Annotated in this window: 26 protein-coding genes; 15 read left to right on the top strand and 11 right to left on the bottom strand. The window is 57.7% G+C overall.

Annotated elements, in window-relative coordinates:
* Positions 1-6 precede the first annotated feature (6 nt).
* Together ACO6VK_RS02825 and ACO6VK_RS02820 are read left to right on the top strand one after the other, a co-directional pair.
* A complete protein-coding gene (locus tag ACO6VK_RS02825; protein ID WP_422505420.1) occupies positions 7-690 on the top strand; it encodes a TetR/AcrR family transcriptional regulator in 684 nt (227 codons plus the stop codon).
* 74 nt (positions 691-764) lie between these two features.
* The gene (locus ACO6VK_RS02820; RefSeq protein ID WP_422505418.1) at positions 765-2,153 is read left to right on the top strand and encodes an NAD-dependent succinate-semialdehyde dehydrogenase; all 1,389 of its coding nucleotides are present in this window, start codon (positions 765-767) and stop codon (positions 2,151-2,153) included.
* Between the two features lie 205 nt (positions 2,154-2,358).
* Here ACO6VK_RS02820 and ACO6VK_RS02815 read toward each other — a convergent pair whose 3' ends face one another.
* A complete protein-coding gene (locus ACO6VK_RS02815) occupies positions 2,359-3,210 on the bottom strand; it encodes an SDR family oxidoreductase (RefSeq protein ID WP_422505416.1) in 852 nt (283 codons plus the stop codon).
* Between the two features lie 80 nt (positions 3,211-3,290).
* Here ACO6VK_RS02815 and ACO6VK_RS02810 point away from each other — a divergent pair, with 80 nt between their 5' ends.
* Positions 3,291-3,746 (top strand): winged helix-turn-helix transcriptional regulator, encoded by a 456-nt coding sequence (locus ACO6VK_RS02810; protein ID WP_422505415.1) that lies wholly within the window; start codon positions 3,291-3,293, stop codon positions 3,744-3,746.
* Positions 3,747-3,880: 134 nt separating this feature from the next.
* Complete coding sequence (locus ACO6VK_RS02805; RefSeq protein WP_422505413.1) at positions 3,881-4,408, top strand: hypothetical protein; 528 nt, start codon at positions 3,881-3,883, stop codon at positions 4,406-4,408.
* A 288-nt stretch (positions 4,409-4,696) separates the two neighbouring features.
* Here the strand turns inward: ACO6VK_RS02805 and ACO6VK_RS02800 are convergent, their stop codons facing one another.
* The gene (locus tag ACO6VK_RS02800; RefSeq protein WP_422505411.1) at positions 4,697-5,320 is read right to left on the bottom strand and encodes a LysE/ArgO family amino acid transporter; all 624 of its coding nucleotides are present in this window, start codon (positions 5,318-5,320) and stop codon (positions 4,697-4,699) included.
* A 100-nt stretch (positions 5,321-5,420) separates the two neighbouring features.
* Here ACO6VK_RS02800 and ACO6VK_RS02795 point away from each other — a divergent pair, with 100 nt between their 5' ends.
* Positions 5,421-6,314, top strand: coding sequence for a LysR family transcriptional regulator ArgP (locus ACO6VK_RS02795; RefSeq protein ID WP_422505409.1), 894 nt, complete (start codon positions 5,421-5,423; stop codon positions 6,312-6,314).
* Here the strand turns inward: ACO6VK_RS02795 and ACO6VK_RS02790 are convergent.
* The 3 genes from ACO6VK_RS02790 to ACO6VK_RS02780 form a co-directional block, all read right to left on the bottom strand.
* On the bottom strand, positions 6,311-7,456 hold the full coding sequence (locus tag ACO6VK_RS02790) for an MFS transporter (protein WP_422505408.1): 1,146 nt from the start codon (positions 7,454-7,456) through the stop codon (positions 6,311-6,313). The genes ACO6VK_RS02795 and ACO6VK_RS02790 overlap by 4 nt on opposite strands.
* 101 nt (positions 7,457-7,557) lie before the next feature.
* On the bottom strand, positions 7,558-7,881 hold the full coding sequence (locus ACO6VK_RS02785) for a DMT family transporter (protein WP_422505406.1): 324 nt from the start codon (positions 7,879-7,881) through the stop codon (positions 7,558-7,560).
* A gap of 84 nt (positions 7,882-7,965) precedes the next feature.
* Positions 7,966-8,661, bottom strand: a complete 696-nt coding sequence (locus tag ACO6VK_RS02780; protein WP_422505404.1) for a B3/4 domain-containing protein — start codon at positions 8,659-8,661, stop codon at positions 7,966-7,968.
* Between the two features lie 196 nt (positions 8,662-8,857).
* Here ACO6VK_RS02780 and ACO6VK_RS02775 point away from each other — a divergent pair, with 196 nt between their 5' ends.
* A complete protein-coding gene (locus ACO6VK_RS02775) occupies positions 8,858-9,313 on the top strand; it encodes a DinB family protein (protein WP_422505402.1) in 456 nt (151 codons plus the stop codon).
* A gap of 193 nt (positions 9,314-9,506) precedes the next feature.
* Here the strand turns inward: ACO6VK_RS02775 and ACO6VK_RS02770 are convergent, their stop codons facing one another.
* Positions 9,507-11,099, bottom strand: a complete 1,593-nt coding sequence (locus ACO6VK_RS02770) for a MobA/MobL family protein (RefSeq protein WP_422505400.1) — start codon at positions 11,097-11,099, stop codon at positions 9,507-9,509.
* A 453-nt stretch (positions 11,100-11,552) separates the two neighbouring features.
* Between ACO6VK_RS02770 and ACO6VK_RS02765 the strand changes: the two genes are divergently transcribed.
* Positions 11,553-13,298 (top strand): ATP-dependent nuclease, encoded by a 1,746-nt coding sequence (locus ACO6VK_RS02765; RefSeq protein WP_422505398.1) that lies wholly within the window; start codon positions 11,553-11,555, stop codon positions 13,296-13,298.
* On the opposite strand, the gene ACO6VK_RS02760 is transcribed toward ACO6VK_RS02765, so the two are convergent.
* A complete protein-coding gene (locus ACO6VK_RS02760) occupies positions 13,295-14,143 on the bottom strand; it encodes a hypothetical protein (protein ID WP_422505396.1) in 849 nt (282 codons plus the stop codon). The genes ACO6VK_RS02765 and ACO6VK_RS02760 overlap by 4 nt on opposite strands.
* Before the next feature lie 404 nt (positions 14,144-14,547).
* Entirely contained in the window at positions 14,548-14,904 is a 357-nt protein-coding gene (locus tag ACO6VK_RS02755) for a helix-turn-helix domain-containing protein (protein ID WP_414490256.1), read from the bottom strand.
* Positions 14,905-15,146: 242 nt separating this feature from the next.
* Here ACO6VK_RS02755 and ACO6VK_RS02750 point away from each other — a divergent pair, with 242 nt between their 5' ends.
* From ACO6VK_RS02750 to ACO6VK_RS02730, 5 genes are all read left to right on the top strand, one after another.
* A complete protein-coding gene (locus ACO6VK_RS02750; RefSeq protein WP_422505395.1) occupies positions 15,147-15,455 on the top strand; it encodes a hypothetical protein in 309 nt (102 codons plus the stop codon).
* 65 nt (positions 15,456-15,520) lie between these two features.
* Complete coding sequence (locus ACO6VK_RS02745; protein WP_422505393.1) at positions 15,521-15,904, top strand: hypothetical protein; 384 nt, start codon at positions 15,521-15,523, stop codon at positions 15,902-15,904.
* 188 nt (positions 15,905-16,092) lie between these two features.
* On the top strand, positions 16,093-16,731 hold the full coding sequence (locus ACO6VK_RS02740; RefSeq protein WP_422505391.1) for a hypothetical protein: 639 nt from the start codon (positions 16,093-16,095) through the stop codon (positions 16,729-16,731).
* Between the two features lie 48 nt (positions 16,732-16,779).
* Positions 16,780-18,096, top strand: a complete 1,317-nt coding sequence (locus tag ACO6VK_RS02735) for a hypothetical protein (protein ID WP_422505390.1) — start codon at positions 16,780-16,782, stop codon at positions 18,094-18,096.
* 71 nt (positions 18,097-18,167) lie between these two features.
* Positions 18,168-18,392 carry a hypothetical protein gene (locus tag ACO6VK_RS02730; protein WP_422505388.1) on the top strand — a complete coding sequence of 75 codons (225 nt, stop codon included), beginning with the start codon at positions 18,168-18,170 and terminating at the stop codon, positions 18,390-18,392.
* A 148-nt stretch (positions 18,393-18,540) separates the two neighbouring features.
* Here the strand turns inward: ACO6VK_RS02730 and ACO6VK_RS02725 are convergent, their stop codons facing one another.
* The 3 genes from ACO6VK_RS02725 to ACO6VK_RS02715 form a co-directional block, all read right to left on the bottom strand.
* The gene (locus ACO6VK_RS02725; protein WP_422505387.1) at positions 18,541-19,338 is read right to left on the bottom strand and encodes a MobA/MobL family protein; all 798 of its coding nucleotides are present in this window, start codon (positions 19,336-19,338) and stop codon (positions 18,541-18,543) included.
* A 287-nt stretch (positions 19,339-19,625) separates the two neighbouring features.
* Positions 19,626-19,844: a hypothetical protein gene (locus ACO6VK_RS02720; RefSeq protein WP_197579802.1), complete on the bottom strand. Its 219-nt coding sequence runs from the start codon at positions 19,842-19,844 to the stop codon at positions 19,626-19,628.
* Positions 19,845-19,909: 65 nt separating this feature from the next.
* Positions 19,910-20,080, bottom strand: a complete 171-nt coding sequence (locus tag ACO6VK_RS02715) for a hypothetical protein (RefSeq protein WP_019184226.1) — start codon at positions 20,078-20,080, stop codon at positions 19,910-19,912.
* A 659-nt stretch (positions 20,081-20,739) separates the two neighbouring features.
* Between ACO6VK_RS02715 and ACO6VK_RS02710 the strand changes: the two genes are divergently transcribed.
* From ACO6VK_RS02710 to ACO6VK_RS02700, 3 genes are read left to right on the top strand one after another with little or no spacing between them, the layout of a single operon-like run.
* Positions 20,740-21,060 carry a helix-turn-helix domain-containing protein gene (locus ACO6VK_RS02710; protein ID WP_019184228.1) on the top strand — a complete coding sequence of 107 codons (321 nt, stop codon included), beginning with the start codon at positions 20,740-20,742 and terminating at the stop codon, positions 21,058-21,060.
* Positions 21,061-21,080: 20 nt separating this feature from the next.
* On the top strand, positions 21,081-21,941 hold the full coding sequence (locus ACO6VK_RS02705; RefSeq protein WP_422505384.1) for an ImmA/IrrE family metallo-endopeptidase: 861 nt from the start codon (positions 21,081-21,083) through the stop codon (positions 21,939-21,941).
* A 57-nt stretch (positions 21,942-21,998) separates the two neighbouring features.
* Positions 21,999-22,490, top strand: coding sequence for a hypothetical protein (locus ACO6VK_RS02700; protein WP_422505382.1), 492 nt, complete (start codon positions 21,999-22,001; stop codon positions 22,488-22,490).
* Positions 22,491-22,514 lie beyond the last annotated feature (24 nt).

Here is a 22,514-nt window from a genome sequence, read left to right as displayed (position 1 = left end):
ACCGTAATGCGATCTCCGCACTCATCGCGAAAGCCTCATATCTTGGCAACCGCCTCTGCTCTTTTTCTAGAGCGCGGTTACACGGAAGTTGGCATGAATGAGATCGCAGCACTGAGCGGCGTTACGAAGAAGACGGTCTATCTGCACTTCCATTCAAAGGAGGCGCTTTACTCCAGAGTGGTCAAGCTGTGGATGAGTGCCCTGCCCCAATTGCCAGTGCTCCCTAATACCAAAGGCGAACTCAAAGACGACTTAGCCAAGACTGCACAAGCGCTCCTTAGAGACGCATCAGACCCCCTCTGCCGACGCTTTGCCATCGCCTTGCTGAACCCGCCACCGGGAAGCTCAAACAAGCCGCTCCGATTCTGGCTCGCGAGACGCGCACGCTTTGTAAGAGCGATTCAATCCCTGCTGTCGATGCACGACTTCGCGCAACCGCATCTGGCTGCACAGCAGTTTGCCACACTCGTCCTTGCGCTTCTCGATTTCCCTGCTCGCTGCAATTTTCTCGGTCCCGCGCACGCGCCGTCTCAGACCGCAGTCGACACCACAATCAACCTCTTAGTTCGGGCTTACCCGCCCAATTCAGCTCACCTTCCCGATCAATCGGACGGTCGCTTCATACCAAGGAAAACCCGGGCTAGTTGCCCTCGTCACTCCTTAACCGCTGGTCCTACGCAAGTGTTGTAAGCGGCTTTGGGCGTCCATGTAGATCAGTCGTCCTCGTCCGCATGTCCCTCCCCCTCTCAGACGGAGCAACAATCATGGCTTATGCCACCATCAACCCCTACACCGGGAAGACGTTGAAGACCTACGATGACGCGACGGATACTGAAGTCGCTAACGCGCTCGACCGAGCACAGGCCGCGTTCGAGGTGTGGAGGAACGTCAGCATCCTCAAGCGCACCGAGGTCTTGAAGAAGGCCGCAGCGTTGCTGCGCGGCAGCGCGTCCGACTACGCCAAGTTGCTGACTTTGGAGATGGGCAAGGTGTTGAGTGAGGCCGAAGCGGAGGTGGAGCTGTCAGCGCAAATTTTGGAATACTACGTCGAGAACGCTGAGAACCTTCTTGCTGCCGAGAAGCTGCCGAGCAAGCACCCTTCCTATACCCAAGCCTGGGTTGAACACGAGCCCCAAGGGATTTTGCTGGCGATTGAGCCGTGGAACTTTCCGTATTATCAGATCGTGCGTATTGCCGCTCCCCAGCTGGCTGCCGGCAATGTTGTCCTGCTCAAACATGCTTCCAACGTGCCTCAATGTGCTGCCGCGTTCGAACGACTGTTTCGCGAGGCCGGTCTTCCCGATGGCGGATTTGCGAACCTCTACGCCAACCGCGCGCAGATCAAGGCCATCATTGAAGACCCGCGCGTGCAAGGCGTTGCCCTCACGGGTTCGGAGGGCGCAGGAGCCGTGGTGGCTGCCCAGGCTGGCAATGCCCTCAAAAAATCGACCATGGAGCTTGGCGGCGCCGATGCCTTTGTCGTCCTGGCTGATGCAAATATCGATAAGGCTGCCAAATGGGCGGTCATTGGACGGCATTGGAACGCGGGCCAAGTTTGCTGCTCGTCCAAGCGCATCATCGTCGTGGATGAAATTTACGACGCCTTCTTGGAAAGATACAAGGCTGGCGTCGCCGCGTTAAAGGCCGGTGATCCGCTGGACCCCAGCACGACTCTGGCACCCTTGTCCTCTCAAGGCGCTGCGGATGACTTGAGAGCCCAAGTGGCACAGGCGGTTGCGCATGGGGCCAAGGTTGAAGTCATTGGCGTGCCGGTGCCAGAGACAGGGGCATTTTTTCAGCCCATTTTGCTGAGCATGGCTGAGGACAACCCAGCGTATCGGTGGGAGTTCTTCGGGCCTGTCTCACAGGTTATTCGCGCCAAAGATGAAGCGGACGCCATTCGGATCGCCAACGATAGCCCCTTCGGCTTGGGCGGCTCGGTCTTTACCCAAGACATCACACACGGTGTCGAAGTGGCCAAGAAGATCTCCACAGGCATGGTCTACATCAACCATCCAACGGGTGTTGCTGCTGATCTTCCCTTCGGTGGCGTGCGTCGCTCAGGCTACGGCCGGGAGCTGGTTGGGTTGGGCATTAAGGAGTTTGTCAATCACAAGCTGATCGCCATCACCGACATTGATGGTGCTTTCTAAGATCTGCGATCTCTCTGGCGCTGCTTCTTCCCAAACCCGACGCAGGATTTTGGCGTCAGCTGCTTCGTGACAAGAAATGCTTGTGAGATGGCGTAGGACAGCCACCCTTTACGATCGGGCCGTGGATCTCACGGCCCGGCCCTTCGCCTGATGCCGCCGTGTAAAGCCCGGGAGGCGCGGATATGAAATCGATCTAGAGGAGGGGTCAGATCGCTTTCAGGGCTTCTCTGACGGCTTGTTCGAGGGCTGTCGTCGGTCGCCCGATCAGCTTTGACAGCGTCTTGTCTTCGGAAAAAAGCGCACCCTTTGCCGCTGCTGCGTCCCACGATGCCACGCTTGCGGCAATTGAAGGCGGCAAATGCATACCTTCCAAGACCTTGGCATACTCTGCCTCGGGCAAATCGTTGTAGACGACGGTCTTGCCTGTTTGCCTGGATACTTCGGCAGCGAGACCGGCCTGCGTCCAGGCGCGATCGCCTGCCAGTTCATAGATGGCGTTGTCGTGTCCTTGCTCGACAAGCACAACGGCGGCCGCTTCGGCGAAATCCTCGCGCGTGGCGGACGCAATCTTGCCGTCGCCAACGCTGCCGATGATGGCGCCATGTTCCAAGGCCGACTCAAGCGATCGGAGATAGTTCTCCGTATACCAACCGTTGCGGAGGATGGTATAGGTGAGGCCAGAGGCCATGAGCAGGCCCTCAGACACCCGGTGTTCCTCAGCGAGGCTCAACTGCGACCCGGGCGCGTTGAGCACGCTGGTGTAGACGATCCGGCCCACGCCTGCTTGCTTGGCGGCGTTGATGACGTTCTCATGTTGAAGGGCGCGCTGGCCGATTTCGCTGGATGAGATCAGCAGCAGGGTCTGAACGCCTTCCAGTGCCGGCAAGAGGTCCTCGGGCTTGGTGTAGTCGAAGGCGCGTGCGGCAACGCCCAAGGAGGAGGCTTTGCTTGGGTCGCGCACGAGAGCCAAGATCTGATCCGAAGGGAACTTCGACCGAAGCTTGCTGACGACGATTTGGCCAAGCTGCCCGGCGGCGCCGGTGACTGCGATGGTCATGGTGGATTTGCCGTTGTGGGGAGGAGGCTGGACTATAGGAACAGACGCCGCCGTTCGTAAATACAGACAAAAAGGTAAGCATGGCCATGCCCCGCAACTCGAGTCCAAAACCGTCAACCCCGGCCCGCACTGTCGCTTCCCACGACGCGCACCCGCTGCGAGGCAATGTCATGAGTGGGGACTGCATCTCGCGCCCCATCCTGAGTCACCTGACCAATCGCTGGGGTGTGCTCGTCCTCATAGCCCTGCTTGACGACACACAACGTTTCAGTCAACTGCGTAAGCGCATCGGCGGGGTCAGCGAACGCATGCTTTCCCACACCTTGGGCCTGCTAATCCAAGACGGCATGATTGAACGGCGCGCCCATGACGTTCTTCCTCCACACGTTGACTACACCCTGACGCCCCTCGGACGCGAGGCAGCATTGAAGGTCCGTGATCTCGCTGATTGGATTGAATTGAACCTTTCTGTCATCGCCCGGTCGCAGGCCGAACACGCGGCGAGCCAAGTCAGGGTCCAAACGAACGTGGCATAGCCCGGTCAGTGAAGCACGCGCGCCCTCGAACTCTGGCGAATGGGCCACCGGTTCGCGTAGCACTCTGGCCTTAGCGCCAAGGCGTCGCCGTGCTGATAAGCTGCAAGCTCGACCAAAACGGGATTGGGAACGTCATGGATGAGAACTTGAGTAAGCCGATGTCATATTGCTTCGAAGTGATATCCAGCACTGGACCGTTGGGCTTCATGGTTGTTCCGAAGGACGGCCGCATTCCTCTTTGGCTTTATATTTCCATCGACTCAGAGGCGTTTTTTAAGGAGGCTTCTCAGAATTACTTGTTCGAGGACAGCCCTCAGAGCGCCAGCAATATTCTTACCAACATCCCCAGCGATGGACTTCTGTTTTGCAGTGCAATGATTAGGTTTCACGACCCGAGCACTGGCGTACAGATTGTTCAGGTGCGCTGGCTCAACAGCGCTGGGCACAACGTCAGTGCTCACTTTGAGCTCCGTGTTGAAGGACACGACATGATCATCTGCCGCGCCAACTCCTTTGAGTCAATCGGGGCAGACGCAAATGCTGAGATCGCGCGAGTTAGCTTTCAGAAGGCTCAGTCGGTGGAAGTGATTCCTGACTCCGGAAAATCCGCATTCCCCGACCAGGCCCCACGACGTCGCCGGGTCGGCCTTCGTCGAACCTAAGTTGTGCAAGAGGTGCGCGTGCAATGACGACCTTCTCGGCCCTCATTGCGCTTGGCGGCCCCTCTCCCTCAACACGCGCATGAAGATTTGCCGTATTGCAGCCTTTTGGGGGTTCAGCCAGATCCTTACGCCCGCTGCGTGATTCATTTCCGACCTGAACACCTTTGCCTTTTTGCTTTTCGTCTTTTGACATGTTTTGCAGCCCGATTAGAGGCAGTCACAACTAAGGCAAATACAGTGGCTGTCAATACCCGCCTTGGGCAACGCTCGACAGCCCTGCCCGGATCCTTACCCGACCCTCAGCGGCTTCAAAAGCAGCAGCAGACTGAGCGCAAACATAAAGATCGCCATGACTGTGTCCAGAACGCGCCAGGCTTTTGGGTTTCGAAACACCGGCAGGAGCAGCCGAGCACCAAAGCCTAAGGCACTGAACCAAGCGGTGCTGGCGCAGCAAGCGCCCAGAGCAAAGGCCCACCGGATTTCTGCCGGATACCGGGTGGACAGGCTCCCCAGCAAGACCATGGTGTCCAGGTAGACGTGCGGGTTGAGGAAGGTGAAGGCCAGGGCCGTCAGCAACACCGGACGCCAATGCTGTTTGGCGGCGTTGGCGGGAGCCAGCTCCCCGCCACCGGCTATCGCGCGCCGAGCAGCGAGCAGGCCGTAGACGGCAAGGAAGGCTGCGCCACCGAAGCGCAGGGCTTGCAAGAGCCAAGGCCATTGCTGGACCAAAGCCCCAATCCCCGCCACGCCGGCGATGATCAGAACGATGTCGCCCAGCATGCAAACCAGAACCACGAGCCCTACGTGGCTTTGTTGAAGCCCCTGACGCAGCACAAAGGCATTTTGGGCCCCAATGGCCATGATGAGGCCTGCGGCGGCAATGAAACCGGAGACAGCGGCGGAGAGGAGCATCGGGGTCTTCCGAAAAGGATGAGCGCATCCTGCCGCCCTCAGCGGCGCCAGAAAAGCTAATATTTCAGCGCCTGCAACAGAAAACCTAACGGAGTGATCCATGGACCTGATCCACCCCCAGCTGGCCGCGTTCTCAGCCGCCTTGGATGAAGGCAGTTTCGATGCAGCCGCCAAGAAGCTCTCCGTGACCCCTTCGGCTGTGTCCCAGCGCGTCAAAGCCCTGGAAGATCGTCTGGGCCAAGTGCTCCTGGTGCGTCAAAGCCCATGTGTGCCAACGCCCGCAGGGCAGCGCCTGTTGCAGCGCCTTCAACCGATGAAAATCTTGGAGGCAGAAGCCTTGGCCGACCTGCATCCCGAGAAGGCTGGCCCGTTCTTCACCATTGCGGTAGCCATTGCCGTCAACGACGATTCGCTTCAAACCTGGGTGCTCGACGCTCTGGCGCAGCTCCACCAAGCCCACGGCTACCTCTTTGATGTGCGCGTCGACGACCAGGATCACACCTTATCGCTGCTTCGCGATGGCGCCGTCTTGGGTGCGGTCACGTCCCAGGCTAGCGCCTTGAAGGGCTGCAATGTCGTTTCCTTGGGCTCGATGCGATACCGCCCGATTGCCTCGCCCCAGTTCGTGAAGACGTATTTCCCGCACGGGGTCGACGCCCTGACCATGGCCAAGGCCCCGATGTTGATCTTCAACCGGAAAGACGAGCTGCAATGGCGCTTCGTCCGACGAGTAACCAAAGCCAAGATCAGCCCACCGGTCCACTACCTGCCCTCCTCCACCGGGTTTGTCGACGCGGCCAGGCTTGGGCTTGGCTGGTGCTTGGCGCCAGAGGCGTTGATCAGAAGCGCCGTGGCGGCAAAGCAAGTTGTCGTCCTGGACCAGGATCGCCCAATCGACGTGCCGCTTTACTGGCAGCACTCTGCCGTGCGCTCCTCCACCCTTCAAGCTGTGAGCCGCGCCTTTGTCGACGCGGCCAAGGCGCACATGAACTAACGCGAGGAAACGCCAGCCTTGGGCCGAAGGACTAAGGCCAATGCAATGGCGACCAAGGCAGCTCCTGCTGCCAAATAGCCCAAGTGGTTGAGCCCCAATATAGGAATGGCAGCGCCACCAAGGGCCGCACCCAGTCCTATGCCGGCGTTGGAGGCGGACACATTCATGGTGCCAGCCAGCGCTTTAGCGCTGCTTCCGGCTTGCATCACCCGCACCTGGCAGACAGGGAACAACGCGGTGTAGGCAACTGCCCAGATCAAAAGCGCGATGACAGCGCCAAGTTGCCATTGCCCAACCGCAGGCAACGCCGCCATGCCCACAGCAAGCACGGTGAGAAGGATCGCCGTAGCCACGGAAGCGTCTTTCTCAAGCAGTCTACCGCCGAGCACATTCCCTGCCACACCCACGACTCCAAAGCCCATCAACCACCAGCCCACATTGGCGGGCGGCACTAGCACCACTTTCTCAAGCATGTCAGCCAAGTAGGTGTAGGCGATGAACATGCCGGTGAAGACAAGCAAGGTCAGCAGCACATGGGCCATAAAGCGCTTGTCTCGAAGGATGGCGAACTGAGAAGTCCCCCCCGTCCGTTCTGCGCTGCCTGGAATATTTGGCATAAAGACGGCCATGAGGGCGGCAACAAGCAAGCAGAACGCACCGAGAAGCGCAAAGCTGCCTCGCCAACCCACGCTCGCAGCTGCGAGCGTGCCAAGCGGAATACCGAAGACAAACGCGGTGGTAATGCCTAAGTAAACCTGAGCCACTGCCTTGCCCGCTCGCCCGGGCGCAACCAATGCGGCAGCACTCTCACTGGCCGTTCCCCAGAACACTGGCAATGCAATGGCAGCAAGTGTTCGGGCCAGTGCCAGGCTCCAAAAGTCATTGGCCAGCGCTGAAAGCCCATTGGAAACGGCAAAGATCACCAGTATTCCCAGGAACAACGGCTTACGCGGCCAATGCGAGACATAGGCGGCAACAATAGGACCTGTCAGGACGACAACGACTGCGAACACAGTCACCAGCTGCCCCGCCATGGAGATGCTGATGCCCAGATCTCGGGCTAAAGGCGGTAGCAGTCCTAGGATGAGGAACTCAGTGGTCAGGAGCGCAAACGCGGCAACGGCCAAGACGAGAATGGGCAAGCCCGAGCCCTTTCCGGACCTGGCCTCATCGGTGGAACCGCCCACAGCCAAGCCTTCGGGCGTGGGCGACACAGCTTGGGGCCCCGCTGTTGGACTGCTGGTCATGCGCTTGGCGAAGCCATTTTCATCAGCAACAGACCTGAGACGATCAGACCGGCTGCCAAGACCCGAACTACCGAAAGCTGTTCGCCAAAGAACACGATGCCAAGCACAAACGCACCGACTGCGCCAATGCCTGTCCAGATCGTGTAGGCGGTGCCAAGGGGCAATGTCTTCATGGCCAATGACAACAGCCAGAAGCTAAAGATCATTCCGACAATGGTGATGATCGAGGGGACAAGACGACTAAACCCCTCGGACTGCTTCATCGCAACAGCCCAAACGATTTCCAACAGTCCTGCGAGCAATAGGTATAGCCAAGCCATAGACGCCTCCTGATGTTGCCAGGCCGTCCTGGATTGATGCCCACAACTGGGGGAGGTCGTCCTCCTCAACAACTCGTGCGTTGTTCAGTCAGCTGACTTGTCCGTCAGCTCGATGCGAATAGTGGAGCCAGGCATCATCTTGATCAAGTCCTGAGCCAAGGCCCCGCCAGCAGCATGCAATGCCGCATCTGGCATTGATGGCAATGCCTCCAAGACAAACCACATCTGCTCCACGTCCTGATGAAGCCGGGTGCGAACGCCCTGACGCCAGTTCCAGCGGCGGCACGTTACGCCTTGGTCATCTCGCCACACCACCTCCCCAGCCTCAGGGAACTCAATGGCCTGCTGACCATCTTTCATGGTGTCAAAGGGCTCCGTGCCCTCCGCCACAACAAGGCGAGGAGAGCCTTGGTAGGCAGCAACGTTCTCCCCGCCAATGGGCACGGCAAACTCAACGCTGATTGCGTTGTAGAGGTCGACCACCGGATCAACGGCCGGCAACGCCCCGTCACGCAATACCCGCTTGCGAAGCGCCTCGGCAGAACATGGGGTGCGCTGCGGCTTTGCGCCAAAGGCCCGAAAAGCTTCAGCCCAAGCCGCCAGATGCTGCTCTGCCCATGCTGGTCCGCCCTGTTTCACTGCATTCGCTGCGCGCAGCGCCGCCTCGGCTGCAACATGGGAAGCAGCGACAGGCTTTGCATCCACAAACAGGCTCAGCGCGCGAAACCCAGGTGCCAAGGTCAAAACACCGGGCTCAATAGTTGGGACAAATGAAGACATGACGACCTCAGAATGCAGAAGCAAGGCACGCTATCAGGGTGATCTTGCGCACGCAAACCTCTTAAGAAAATCTCTGATGGGCGAACAAATCTAATGTTCGGGTGCGCTGCCCAAAGGCGCGCGGTGCCTGGCATAGACTTAGGCGCTAGCAACGAGCAAGAGGTTTACCGTGACAACAAATCCCCTGACCACATTAATGCAGCACAAGCAATGGATTGATGCAGCGTTCTACGATGTTGCTGGCTCCGTGGCGGTGGCGTCCAAACCTGAGCTTCAACGGGAAGTGCTCTACTGGCTTTCGCATATCCACATCGTTGACCGGATCTTCTTCGCGCATCTGACTGGTAAGACGCATGCGTTCACCTCGACCGTCTCTGACGACATCCCCGAACTGGATGAGCTGCGCGGCAGGTCGACCGCCCTGAACGACGCGCTGATTGAACTTGCGAGCTCGATGAGCAATCAAGCCTCTCAGGAGGTCGTTGAATTTGTCTTCACGGATGGGATGCATGGCACGATGACGCGGCAAGAGATGCTGCTGCATCTCAGCACCCACGGTCTGTATCACCTTTCGGTCACGGGGACCCACCTGATCAAGGCCGGCGTTGCGATGCCGCCCGTGCTTTTGACAACCATGCTGCACCGCCACTAGCGCTAAGCATGCCTGGGCACAACGCCCCTGGGCCCAAGGGCGGGTGTCAAACTGACGTAGCTGGTCCGCCTCGGCGAAGCGGCTCCTGCACGGGACGTCGATGCACTTGGTCAACATTCGGTGCTCCGCAGGAGGAGCACCGATCGCTTTGAGACGCCCAAACTTTTGACGCGAAAGCATCTCCACAGCAGATTTAAGCCTTGGGTCGAGCAGGGCGTGGGCGAAGATCAAGCTGACCACTGGATTGAACGCCGTTGCGTGCCTCACCCTCGCCTAGGTTGATGCCTGAGCTCCTTGCACGGGGTCCTGTTATGCCAAATCTTCGTTCAAGGTGGTCAGCCGCTTCCACCATCTGCTCACGCGCCTGATCGATCGCGTCCGCTTGCAACGCCGCTGCACGCTTGGAGATGTGCGCCTTGGCGCGGAAGTAGCGCTGCTTCGCGCGAGCAGCCTCGCGTGACGTAGGCGAAGCTTCGTGCTCAGAGAGCTTAGCCCGAGCATACAGGTAGGCCATTCGCGCCCGCTGAGGCCTCACCACAGCGTGCGCATAGCTCATCACCGCTTGCGACAAGCGCTCAGTGTCCTCATACAAGAACGAACTGGTCGCATAGGCGTCGACTCGCCGGCACATCAGTGTGGTGTAGGCTTTTTGAAACTTTGGTTCGATCTGGATGCCGCCCACGCTCCGAAGCATATCGAGCGAGTCCTGCGCAGCTTGGCGCTGGCTCTCCAACCATTGTTCGACGAGCTCTGCTTCGGCGTTGAGAACGTCAGCGTCTTGCCCAGTCGCCCGCGCCAAACGCATGACACGACTAATCCTTCGCGTAATCCCTACCGGCACGGCTGTTGGCATGATGCGTCCACCGACCGGGCCCGATTTCCCCTCCGTGTTTCCTCTGCCTGGCGCCCCCTCCGATAGCGCCGCCTGTTCGCGCGCACGATCCGCCAGCGCAGATTGGTGGGAGTGCCCTTTGGGCACGCCATGCGTTAGGGCGGCGGTCTGCAAGCGTCGACTAATGACCCGCTCCACAAAGCTCCCTGTTGTAAGCGCGTGATCCACACCCATCTTCTTGGCTTGGCGCATCATCGCGGTCCGGGTCTTGCCCATATGCTTCGTTGGTGGGCGGCTGAGCTCATTGGCACGGACAAAATCTTGCTTTAATGCCGCTTCGCGGGCTTGAGCCCTGAGCGTCCGATGGTCCACACGATCCGTGCCACCAGCGCGTTCCAAGTGCGCATTGATGACCCCTTCAATGGCTTTCCTTAGCTCCCGAATAGCTTTGGCGCCCCCGCCTTGCCGCGAGTCAAACGCCATGCCTGCGCGCTCGCCGAGTCCTCTGGAGTCGACCTTTCGCGCCGACATCAACAAGTGCACATGGTGATTACGCTGATCGCCTTCTTTCGACGGGGCGTGGATCGCGACCAAGACTGCAACTTGATAGCGGTCAACCATGAGCTGCCCCAAATCCAGAGCTAGGGCCTTGCGTTGCGCGTCTGACAGGCTGTGGGGCAAAGCGACCTCGACCTCACGGCAAACGCGCGCGTTAGCACGTGTTTCGGCTGCCTCGTTGGCGTCCCAGAAGTTTTGAGGGTCATAACACCAACTTGGAGCACCCATGGGCGCGAGCATCTGGTGGTGAGCAACGCCATGACGATGAGAGTAGCGGTGGTACAGACCTGTTGCGGTGTCGACGAGATCAAATCCCGCCCGATAGGCAGCAGCAGCGACAGACGACTCGCCTTTGCCACGGGAGAACGATTTCAGTGTTGCGTGATAAATGGCCATTTAAGTAGGGCTCCTGTGAATGGAGCACCCAATTAAAGGCGCGACTTGTCTTCGTCTAGTGCTAGCACTCAACTGCGTAAGCGAGCGCTAGCTCACACTTTTCTCGGCGAATGGATTGGTCTGCCTGCCTGGCCATTTGACACGTCAAATGCGGGCGCGTCAGCGCTCGGCCAAACCCTGGCAGGCCGCACGGTTTACGCGAAGCGGAAACCATAAGTGCGGTTTTGACTTTGATTTTTAGGGTTCTTCCTCGTTCTAAACTGTATCTCCGTTGCCGCCGCCAAATCGCGAAACGACTTACGCTGAACGTATCTTTTGGTGAACGGAATATGAATAGGGCGCAGCAGTGGTTACCTTTGGTTCCGTTTGCTGTCGCGCTAGACTGCGATGCGGGTCACAGAAAGAGCCCCATCATGCGGCGGTTCGTCTCAGTCCAAATTTGCAAGGAATGCTATGCCCATCACCGGGGTCAAGATCAAGGGTCTGAGCTGTTTCACCACAGAGTTCTGCGGCTTTGACGAGTTCAAGCTGATCAATGTCATCATCGGGCGCAACAACACCGGCAAATCGCAGCTGCTGAAAGTGGTCCAGAGTCTTTGCTCGCCGGATCGCACCAAGTCGCGCCTTCCTGCCTCGTATCGATTCACGGGCACCTTCGACGAAGGGACGCTGCAAGGAATTTTTTCCAATTCTCAGCGCTCTGGTGCCCTCGGCGTTCCAAACACTGAAAGTAACTGGACTTATCACGGCCTGCGGTTCGTTGATATGCCGGTGAGTTGGATCGAGAACGCCCACGGACTCGTGGATGACCTGTCACATCAGGCGAAAGAGAGGTCTGATGCCTGGGGAAGGACCCTCTCCCATCAGGTTAACGAAGCGGCAGAGATGGAGCTTGCTAAGGCAGTTAGTCGACTCAAAAGTCCGTTTGCTGACAAGATCTTCCGTCATATGTTGGCTGATCGCGACATCCGAAACGAGCCTGCCGGCGCCAAGCTTGATCTTCGACCAGACGGGCAAGGCGCGACGAACATCATCCGTGACCACATGATCCGGGCGGACGACATCATGGTGACGCGGCGCCTCATCCAAAGCGATTTGCGAGCGGCACTCAACCATATCTTCGGTCCAGATGGCTCCTTCTCAGCCATTTCGGTGCATGAGCAGGCAGGCGGCGAATGGGAGATCTTCCTAGAAGAGGATTTCAAGGGGCTCGTCCCACTCAGCAGTTCCGGCAGTGGGTTGAAGACCGTCATCCTGGTTCTTCTCAATCTCCTCATCGTCCCCGCGCTCGAGAGTAAAAAAGCGCGGGATTATGTTTTTGCGTTTGAAGAGCTGGAAAATAATCTTCATCCTTCCCTACTCCGGCGCCTGCTGAAATATATCGATGAGTTCGCCGTCGAGAACGGCTGCACGATTTTCCTAACCACCCATTCCAGCGCAACTCTAGACCAGTTCAGTCGTTCGGATCACGCCCAATTCGTGCGGGTTTCGCATGATGGGACCGCTGCATCGACCCAGACGATCTCTGCGCATTTTGATCACTCTCAGGTCGTCGGTGACCTGGGTGCCCGCGCGTCAGACATCTTGCAGGCGAACGGAATCATCTGGGTTGAGGGTCCCTCAGATGCCATCTATCTCAACCATTGGATTGAGACCTTCTCCGAAGGCAGTCTCTTGGAAGGCCGTGACTACGCCTGCGCCTTCTACGGCGGATCATTGCTCTCTCGGACCACGCTCAGTGACCCCACAGCAGCCAACCCGGAGCTGATCAAGCTCATCCAACTCAACCGCAACGCAGCGATGGTTTGCGACAGCGATCGGTCATCAAAGAGCAGTTCGCTCAAAAAGCGCGTTCTGAAAGCACAAGAAGAAATGGCAAAGCTGCGTAATGGATACATGTGGGTGACTGCCGGCAAAGAAATTGAGACTTACCTGCCTGGTTCAGTGATTGGCAAGGCGCTTGGCATGAAAGTTGATCCGGTTGATCCTGCGCAGTTCGAGCTCTTCTTTCCAAGCGCATCGAAGTCGAAGAAGGGGGACTCTTACGTAGAAGCCAAGCTCAATCGGGCTAATATCGATAAGGTGGAGCTCGCCCTCGCCTCGCGCGAGCACACCACATCAGCCATCATGGCCCCACGCTTTGACTGGGCCAAACGCATGCAAGAACTCGTGACCACAATCCGAAAGTGGAACGATTAGTCCGGCTCGGTGAGGCGCTCCAAATGCTTGTTCAGGACCCATCCGAACCGCAACGCGCCCTCGTCGTCAACCGTTCGGACAAAGCGCCACTTGCCGGCAGCGCGCAGGACTTGCACTTCCTCACCGTAAGGCAACCAGTGCTTGGCTGGCTCAGAGAGCTCTGCCCGAAATGGAGCGGAACCGACGATGACCTGGTAGGTATGATCAGCCATCTCTAGATCCAACCTGGCTTGATATAGCGCGACCATCTGACGCCCGCTTCGATTCTGCTCGTCAAGCTTGGCGTTCATCGCCTGACTTTGCGCGTCAATCTTGGCCATGTGCTCAGCGTGGTCTTGATTGCTTCCGATTTCCGTATAGAGGAAGCAAGCAATTGTCAGCGCATATCCGTAGAGGACCATTCGATCTGCATGCGGTAGACCCGATGAGCGCAACGCAGCCAAACACCCCACCAACCATGAAACTAAAGATGTTGCCGTTCCCTGCATTGCAGCAGGGGGCGGTGCCATATCCGGTGACGAGGATGACGTATCCTCCGACGCCTCCTGCAAAAGCTGCTCCATGCGCTCTTGCATCTCGACGCTGGACATTTCCGATAGCCAGGACTGAAACGCCGGCGATTGGATCAGCTGCGCTGCTACGTGCAACTGCTCACCAAATTGCTCAGCCAGGCGTCTGACAGGGCCAATGCTTGACTCGAGTCGGCGCATCGCCTCGACGGCAGCGTCGCGTTGGGGCGCATACCGGTCGCGCCAAGCAAGAATGTCATTTGCCGTTCGGCTTGCAGCCATCGCGAGTTCGCTGACAACCGGCTGCCAAGGCATGAGGGACTGGCGCAATGCCATGGCTGATCGCCTGGCCATCTCTGCATACTCGTTCAACTGACCCATGCGGTCGGCCAAATTCTGTCGTATGCCTGAGGACATACGCAGCACGTCGCTGTTGGCCAGCTCTATCGCAAATCGGGTAGCGGGTGACTCGATACCTCGCATAGCGGCAATCGATGGATGCTGCTGGGTCGCGTGGAGAGCATGGATGGCTGAGTTGCGTTGCATCTGCTCAACAAGCCGCGTTGCCGAGCTTCGGTCAATCACACGCGTGAGTCGCGCACCCGGCGCTTGGTCTGGCTGACGCGCGTCTTCCTGGTCCGAAGTCATTGGCAGCTCGCAGATAGGTTGCCCTATCTTAAAAGCAGCCTACCCGCTCGGCCAGCTTCAGCTGCGGAGTTGGGTTCTGCGCCGGCAAACCGCTACGGCTGATCCTGCGCTGTGGGATCAATCTGAGCGTGGCGAACCCTGATTTCTTCGGCTAGTGCCCGAAGCTCCTCCGGTTCGTAGTCCTGGACCGCCTTAATGAGCTCTGCAAGCTCGGGCGTTTCGGCAACCAAATACGCCACGGACACGCCCAAGGACTGGGCGATCTTCAAAGTCGTTTCCCAGTCGGTCGCATGGACGCCGCTCTCATAGCGGCTGATGTAGGGCCCTGCCCGCTTGTCATCTAACCCCACGCTCTTCCCCAGGGCCCGCTGAGAGACGCCAGACGCCTTGCGGACCTCCTTCATGCGGGTCGCGATAAGGGTCTGGATCGAGAGGGCGAGCGCGTTCATCTGGGAATGATGAACGTCAGTTACGCCCAACGCAAAGTTACGTTGAACGCATCATACGTTTGACGTAACCTTTTTGGCAAGCCTGCTCCGGATCGGCACTCCTCCATCGCCTGACGCTCGCTCAAACGTGCTCGTCAAAACCGGCCCTTGCCGTCTCGGGTCGAGTCGCGCGGGACCTGCCTATCGCTTTGTTCGTCCTGCCTACCCTCGCCCATCCACCTTCTGACTTCAAAGGAATGACCATGTCCAAGACCCTCCTGGCTTCGCTTGCCACTGCCCTGCTCCTGACCGCGTGCTCTGCTGGGCCGTCCCAAAACAAAGCAGAGGACGCGATGCTTGTCTTTGTGAAAGCCAACGGATCTGACGACGCTCGCTTGACCAAGTTTGCTATCGGCAAGTGCGAGAAAGGCGACGGTGGCTACAACTGCCCCGTCCAGGCCCGCGTCTTGGCCATGAATGGTCGCTTCGACGAAGACTTCAATGGTGTCTTTACGTTCGCCGATGTGGACGGCGCGTGGAAGGTGATCGGCGTCGTCAGTCGCACCCTTTAATTGACCGCGACGCGCTTCGCACCGCAACCCCGCGCATATCACCCCAGAGCCAATCAGGAGTTCCCATGACCGTCGGCACGTTCTTCCTCCTGCTCGTCCTCGGCGCCACCGCGCTTGTGCTTGTTGGCTTGGGCCGCAGTTTCAAACTGCGGAGCGAGCGCGGCAACTTTGAGCAGGACTACGCACGAAGCCACTTTTCGCGCTCGGGTGCGATCGCGCTGTCGCCTGAGCGAGCAAGGATCAAGCTTCGTGACCGCAACCGGACCAAGATCTACACCTTTACTGACGTGCGTAGCTGGGAAAAACACTGGCACAGCACTAAGCGAGAAGGCACGCTAACAGTGAGTATGCGCGACGTCGACCAGCCTGTCTGGACGATCAGGTTCACCAGCGAGGCCACGATGAATCAGTGGTATGAGCTGTTGAACCAAGCGATTAACGACAGGTAGGCTGCGGACACTCCAAACGTGTCGCGAACTATTAGCAACCAGCATCACTCGACAGCAAGCGTCCGCATTGTGCTTCGCTAGAAAATTGCCAAAGCTCATTGCTTCATACCGGCTAACGACGCTGTTGCACAACGTCGATAAGCGTTCGTGAGACTTGACCGAAACAAGATTCCGGTTATGTGTCTTCCATGCCACTTCTTACTCCGCCATTTGCAAAAGCGTGCCCCTCGCCGCCAATGCAGCCCCGCTGTTTCGACACTTACTTTGCCACGCAGGGAGCCGCCCTGACGCAGACAATCGTCAATCAAAACGCGTATGTGTGGATAGAAGTCAACGACAGCAGAACCCTCTACGCAATTGACGGCCGCTGCGGCGGCCGGACGTTTGATCAGCTCTGGGCAGACTGGTGGAAGGATCAGTCGGACCGCCTCTTTGAGCGCCGATGCGCTAAACAGCTCATCGCACGCTATACCCATGCCAGCATAGAGGATCAACGCCTGTTCCACGTCTGGCTGGAAGCCGAAGGTGACAGCATCGACATGAGACGAAAAAAAAGTCCACCTTGGCCATGGCGCAATGCGCGATGGGACCATGCGAGTGGCACATTGCTTCGCACGGGATGGCCATGGGCAACGACGCCCTATCATTGGCTGTCTTCCGATGAGCTACTTGGCCTTAGGAATGCCTGCAATTCTTCTCAGCGTTTACCTCATGATGTTCGAGGCTATTTCGCTTGGCTTCGCATGCTTGCACGACGCGCAGGGCGAGAGAGGCTTGATCAACAAACAGCGGCGGTAAGCCTGATCAGGGTTGCTACGCGCCTCTAAGAAGTTTGCCTGTTGACGCACCTGTGCCCAGTCAAGCACAGTTGGCCCATGTCAATCTCACGTGCCCTTTCCGTCGTCAAACCCACCGAAAGCGGCGACACACCCGCTTTGGTTGAGCAGCTCTCACACAGTGAAGTCGATCACCTTGCAGAGTATTTTCAAGGCGGCGACGTTTCGGCACACACGCAGCAGGCTGCGGTTACGCGAATTCAGTCACTCATCGCAAAGCGTATGTGGGTGGCTTGCGGTTGCACCGGAGCATTGAGTGCGGAAACCCCGCTGCTGTTTCCACGGTCCGTTCCCCGCAGCGCAAGTAGGCCGGCCGTTCTCGTTCCTTTGTATGACCGCAACCCCCATAAAGCGGGCTGCGACTTTGAACGCGAGAGGCCTGACCTCACGGACACTCCGACTCATCAGTCTCGCTCATCAATCACTGGAATGATGAGTGTGCTTCCAGCGATGGGGGGTCCCTGTGCGACGGCACCTTTGGTTGCCACGGCTCCCAGACCCCACGGCACATCGGAAGCGCGCGCGGCCAAGAGAACGCCCAAGCTCGCCGCTGTTCTTTTCACAATTCTTGAGGGCGCCGGGCTCAATGTTCTTCAACAAGGAAGGCTAAGCACAACTGACGCAAAATCTCGACTTGAGGTGGAGATACGAAAGCACTTCATCGCTCCGGGAAAATCGCTGTTCGACTGGTGCAAACTTAGCTTCTACGCCGCTCAATCCATTATTAAGAAACTCGATAAGCAAGACCAGGAGGATTGGGGCAAGACGGTTCCCCAAGGATTTATCATTGAGCAAGTGATCGACTACCACAGCAACGCAACATCACATGCGTTGACGAATGTGCATGGAGAGCAGTTCTTTTTTTCCGGACGGCTCATCGTTCCAGGCGCAAACACACCGGGGCCTTGGTTGGCCATCGCGCTGGCATCCAAGCGACCAGGGGTAAGCGCAGAGTTTGACCAGGTCTACCTGCACCCCATGGATTCGGAAAGGGAATATTTCCTAGTCGATTCGGATCTGGAGCGCCATACCTTGCGCATACTCAGGCGCGACCTATCCAAGATGAAGCGAGCATCCAAGCCCTACACCATCATTAAGCCGCTGACCGACTTGACTGTGATGGACGGGAAGACGGCGGCTAAGATCAGGCCAGACTTTATCCTCCGCGCGAATCCGGAGTTGAAGAGGGATGCGCTAATCGTCGAGACGATGGGCTATGAAGATGTAGCGTATACAACGCGGAAGTTGCAAACGCACAGACTCATGCTGCTGCTTCCCAAGACGCTGGATTTAGTCCCTCATGAAAAGGGCAGCGATGAAGACTTAAAGAAATCGATCGAACGCTATATCAGTTAAGGCAAGTCCGCTTGGTCACCCACTGAGCTGGCGCAACTTGACAACGGGATGATTCGCGTTAGGAATCAGGCATGAATAAACTCTCCTGCAATCCCGATACCCCAGACCTTCCCGACTTCGACGAGCCAAACACCCCGGATTCGCGTCGGAAACATGTGCACTTCTGGCTCCGATGCCTGGCCGATCGCGGAGAGCAACCCGACGCCCGCATCCATGTCGCTTTGGATCGGTATGTCGACGGCAGCTATGATCTGCATGCGCTCAGCCAAGCAGTCATCAAGCCTTACCTACATTGACCGTTTGCTGACCGCTAATAACTAGGCGCTCTAACGCGAGACTGAGTCTGCGTCGCTTAGCAAGATCGTTCGTTGGCGGCGTGCTTGGTGCGCGAGGCACCAAGCAGACCAGTCGTTGTCGGGACTCTTACACGGCGGTGCCGGCGCCCTACGACAGGCGCTGCGATGGTGCGTTGTTCGCTTTCTGCCATGCCGCTAGCACTGCATCGTTGTTGTTCAAGACAACCGAATCATGAGAAGCAGACGAAGGCTGAGTTACGTCCTTCCTCTGGTGAGCCAGCATTGCGCTCTCGAACTCTCTGACGAGTTTCGACAACAGATGCCCCGTGGATGTAGGTTGATCCTTCGGTTGCCCCGCACCCAGCACCGCTCGCGCTGCATCAGAGGCTTGTCGAAGGTGGTCGTTGATCGATTGGGCAATGGTTGCGCGAATCCATTCGACCTGTGGCTTGCCATTGATGACGCCATCGAGCTCACGCGTCTTCTGCGCGAGGCCCTGCGCATCTACCTTGCGTGTCGTTGCCAGGAGGTGGGCGTAGTAGTGGCGCGCATCTGCATTCTTGGGCGGCTCGTGCATGCTGACTTGAATGGCGAACTGGAAACGCAGCACAAGTTTGCGAGCGACATCCAACGCGAGTTCCCAGCGCTGATCATCATCAAGCTCATGGGGCAGCGCTATCTCGAAGTCACGAGCGACCGTGCTGTCTTTGCGCTTCTCAGCAGCTTCGACTGCGTTCCACAACCGCTGAGGATCTTCGGTCCACTCTGGCGCGCCGATGGGACTGATGCAGATGACGCGCTGGACGCCCGAACGACTTTGATAGTTGTGCACGATCCCTGTGCGTGTGTCAGTGAGACAGAGTGCGCCACGATAGGCGGCAGCGGCGACGGCTGAGTGTTGTTTGGCACGACTGAAGGTTTTGACGCGAGTGTGGTAAATGGCCATAAATGCTCCGTTGATTGAGCATCCATGTATAGGCGGCGGGGCCTAACAAACAAGGAGTCTGGGCGATAACAAATCAGCACAAGAGTGACGCCTAAAGGCCATGGGATTTGGCGCTCCGTTTCATCGTTTTCTTACGTTCAGCATGGCGACCAATCAGGGCCCAACGCCACGCACATTCCTCAGCGAAATTGCCTCTGTTGAAGGGCGTGAGTCTTGGCTTCGGCTGTCGCGCTTTCGACATGCATTAGAAAGGGCGCCGGCAAGATGCCGGCACCCTGGATGACTCATCAGCTGGTATGGCACGCGTTGGCGCAGTAGTAGCACCCGTTGATGCGGTTCTGCGGCCAACGGGCTTTCGCGTCGGCCACGGCCTGCTTGCAAGTCAAGTGGGAGCCCAGACTGATCTGATTAGCCGACAGCGGCATGAAGGTGCATCCCGTGGTGGTGTTATGCACCTCGTGATCGCCGTTGGCCTGGGCGTTTTTGTTGATGATGAAGTTCGGCAAAGCGCTTCTCCTGAAATTGACAGCAGCTAAGTGGTCGGTGGTGCCTGAGCACCACCGACCGTTACTTACTTTTCCTTGCGCACGCCCTTGAAGGGCGTCTTGTCTGCTTTGACGTCCATGAAGCGCCCGGTGCCGGTGTCTCGCTTGACGAAATTGCCGGCCGGGGTCTGGGTTTGCGACCGGTTGCGCACCGCGCCATTGCGGTGACCGTCGCCTTTCGGTGGATTGGTAGCCATTGAAGTTCTCGGTAGTTGAGGAAGAAAAGCACAAGAGGCGACTGGTCCTGACCGTTGAAGGCGGGGCAGCATCGCTGCCCCGCACATCACCTGACTACACGTCAGGGACCCAGATCGGCCAAGCTTTCAAGCCCGCAGCAGAAGCGTGGAGCTTCTTGCCGTTCTTCAAGGTGATGACTGCCCGGAAGATGAGCTTGTAGCCAGGACGAGGGGTAGCGGTCGTTGTAGACACGGCCGGTGGTCCTCTTGGTTGAGGGCGCTCATCCGACAACTTCAAGACTGGTGTATTGACACTCTTTTGCGGAGCGCTATACTTTTACGGCTGTTTACGAGGCAGCCAATCTTAAAGACCCCACCGGCTGAACGCCGTACAGGTGAGGTTTTTTGCTTCACGCAGTGATCTTCTGAACCACTGCATGTTGTGCTTGAAAAATTAAGACCCCCTATATCTTGGGCTCGACCATCCGGTCGGGCCCTTTTGCGTTGGACTCTAGCACAGCTCCTGGGTGGAATGTGAGCTGAGTCACATTTTTATAGCACTATTTTTTGTTCGGTGCAGCGAACTTTCAGCACGATCTTGCCCGCATCGTTCGCTCCTGTCAAAGCTTTTGTTCGGTATAGTGGCACTTGGCGCTGTGCCGGCCTCCAAGGAACTGTCGATGTCCACCATTTTTGGCAATAAAATCAAGAACCTAAGGCGAGAGAAGGGGTTCACACTTGACTCGCTCGCTGATGCTGCTGGCATGAGTAAGAGCTATTTGTGGGAATTGGAGAACCGAGAGTCCCCTCGCCCGTCGGTTGAGAAGCTCGCCGCCTTAGCTAAAGCGCTCTCTATGGATGTGTCCTATTTCCTGGATGAGGAAGCGACGAGTCCTGAGGAGCGACATCTGGACCAAGCGTTCTTTAGGAACTACGGCGAGCTGGACTCAACCGCCAAAGAGCAGATGCGCAGGATCATGGAAACCTTCAAGAAGTCCTAACTTTGCCAAAGGATTGGCCGATGAATGCTGATGTGCTCACTCCCTCCAAGGCTGCCTACCGTCTGACGCACTTGCTCAACGCAATGTCGGCGGCGCACGGGGACCCTCGTTTTCCAGTTGACGTCGTGACACTAGCCAAGGGGGCGGCAGAGATCTTCCACTGGGATGACCCCATCACTGACGTCGAATCGGCTGACATCAAGACCTTTGAAGGCGCGCTTTTCGCAAACGATACGCGCAGCAAGTGGATGCTGCTTTACAACCAGACACTGAAATCCGCAGGCCGCATCCGCTTCACGCAAGCTCACGAGCTTGGCCACTACTTGCTGCATCGACAAGATCGCATCGACTTTAAGTGCGCCACGCAAGACATGTTGAGTCTCACCGAGCAAGAGGCATCAATGGAAGCCCAGGCCAACGCCTTTGCGGCAACGCTTCTGATGCCCCTGGACGACTTCCGCCAAAGCACACAGGACGGCGCCGACTTTGACGTGCTCGCAGACTGCGCCGATCGGTATGGCGTATCGCTAACTGCTGCTGCATTGCGCTGGATCGACCACACCGACCATTGCGCCGTGCTCATTTCTCACACCGATGGCTTCATCAACTGGTCGATCTCGAGCCGATCGGCACGGGCTGGTGGCGCGTTCTTCCGTGCGCGGCAAAGCGCAATCGCCATCGGTGAGGACACCTTGGCCGCTAACGGTCAGATCGTGCACGAACGATTGGGTGTTGAGCTTCCCGCACGCGCGTGGTTCAAGCATGCAGAAGACGGGCTCAGCCTTAAGGAAATGAAGATCAGCGCTGACCAGTTCGACTACACCCTGACGCTTCTGGTGCTCCCCAGGCGCTCAAGGGTTTGGGCGCCTTCGCAAGACTGAGCACACTTGACAAGCCCTATTTTTGGCCTACCAAAGGATATTTAAAGGAGCCCAAAAATGTTCTTTCCAAGCTTGCAAGACGCCAACGATGCCATCGAGCCTTTCGGCATGAGCCTGACTCGTGACGGCGACGGAGTCGTTCTTGAAGGGGATAGCACTTGGCGAGCATGGCGCGCAGGAAGCGAGTCCTCTCGGTTTGATACCTTAGGACACTTCTGGGCGGAGTGGTGCTGGTATGTCGCCTTCGCTCTTGAAAACGAGCGCAAACGTGCCTGCTTCATGTCTGCCCTATTGGCCGTCGATGTTGAAGGGCAAATCAATCTGCTCAACGCGCTTTCAGACTACGAACATGGCAGGGCTAGTCCATTGGATTACTTGTTCGCTAGTTCATCAGTGACAATGGAGACTATCCCCGACGATTGGCCTGATCGTCTAGCCCAGGCTATCGAGGGTGAGGGTGAGGGCGCTGTCCTTGGCGGAGGAAAGCTCTTCCGTGCTATCCGTCGCCATGCGCCTGACGCCATGAATATCTTCTTCCCAACCGCATAGTTCGCAGTCAACCTACTCGCGCAG

The organism is Stenotrophomonas sp. GZD-301 (assembly GCF_049310345.1).
Classification (GTDB): Bacteria; Pseudomonadota; Gammaproteobacteria; order Xanthomonadales; family Xanthomonadaceae; genus Stenotrophomonas.
Note: the sequence above shows the minus strand (reverse complement) of the source record. Positions and strands in the feature narration are given on the sequence as shown.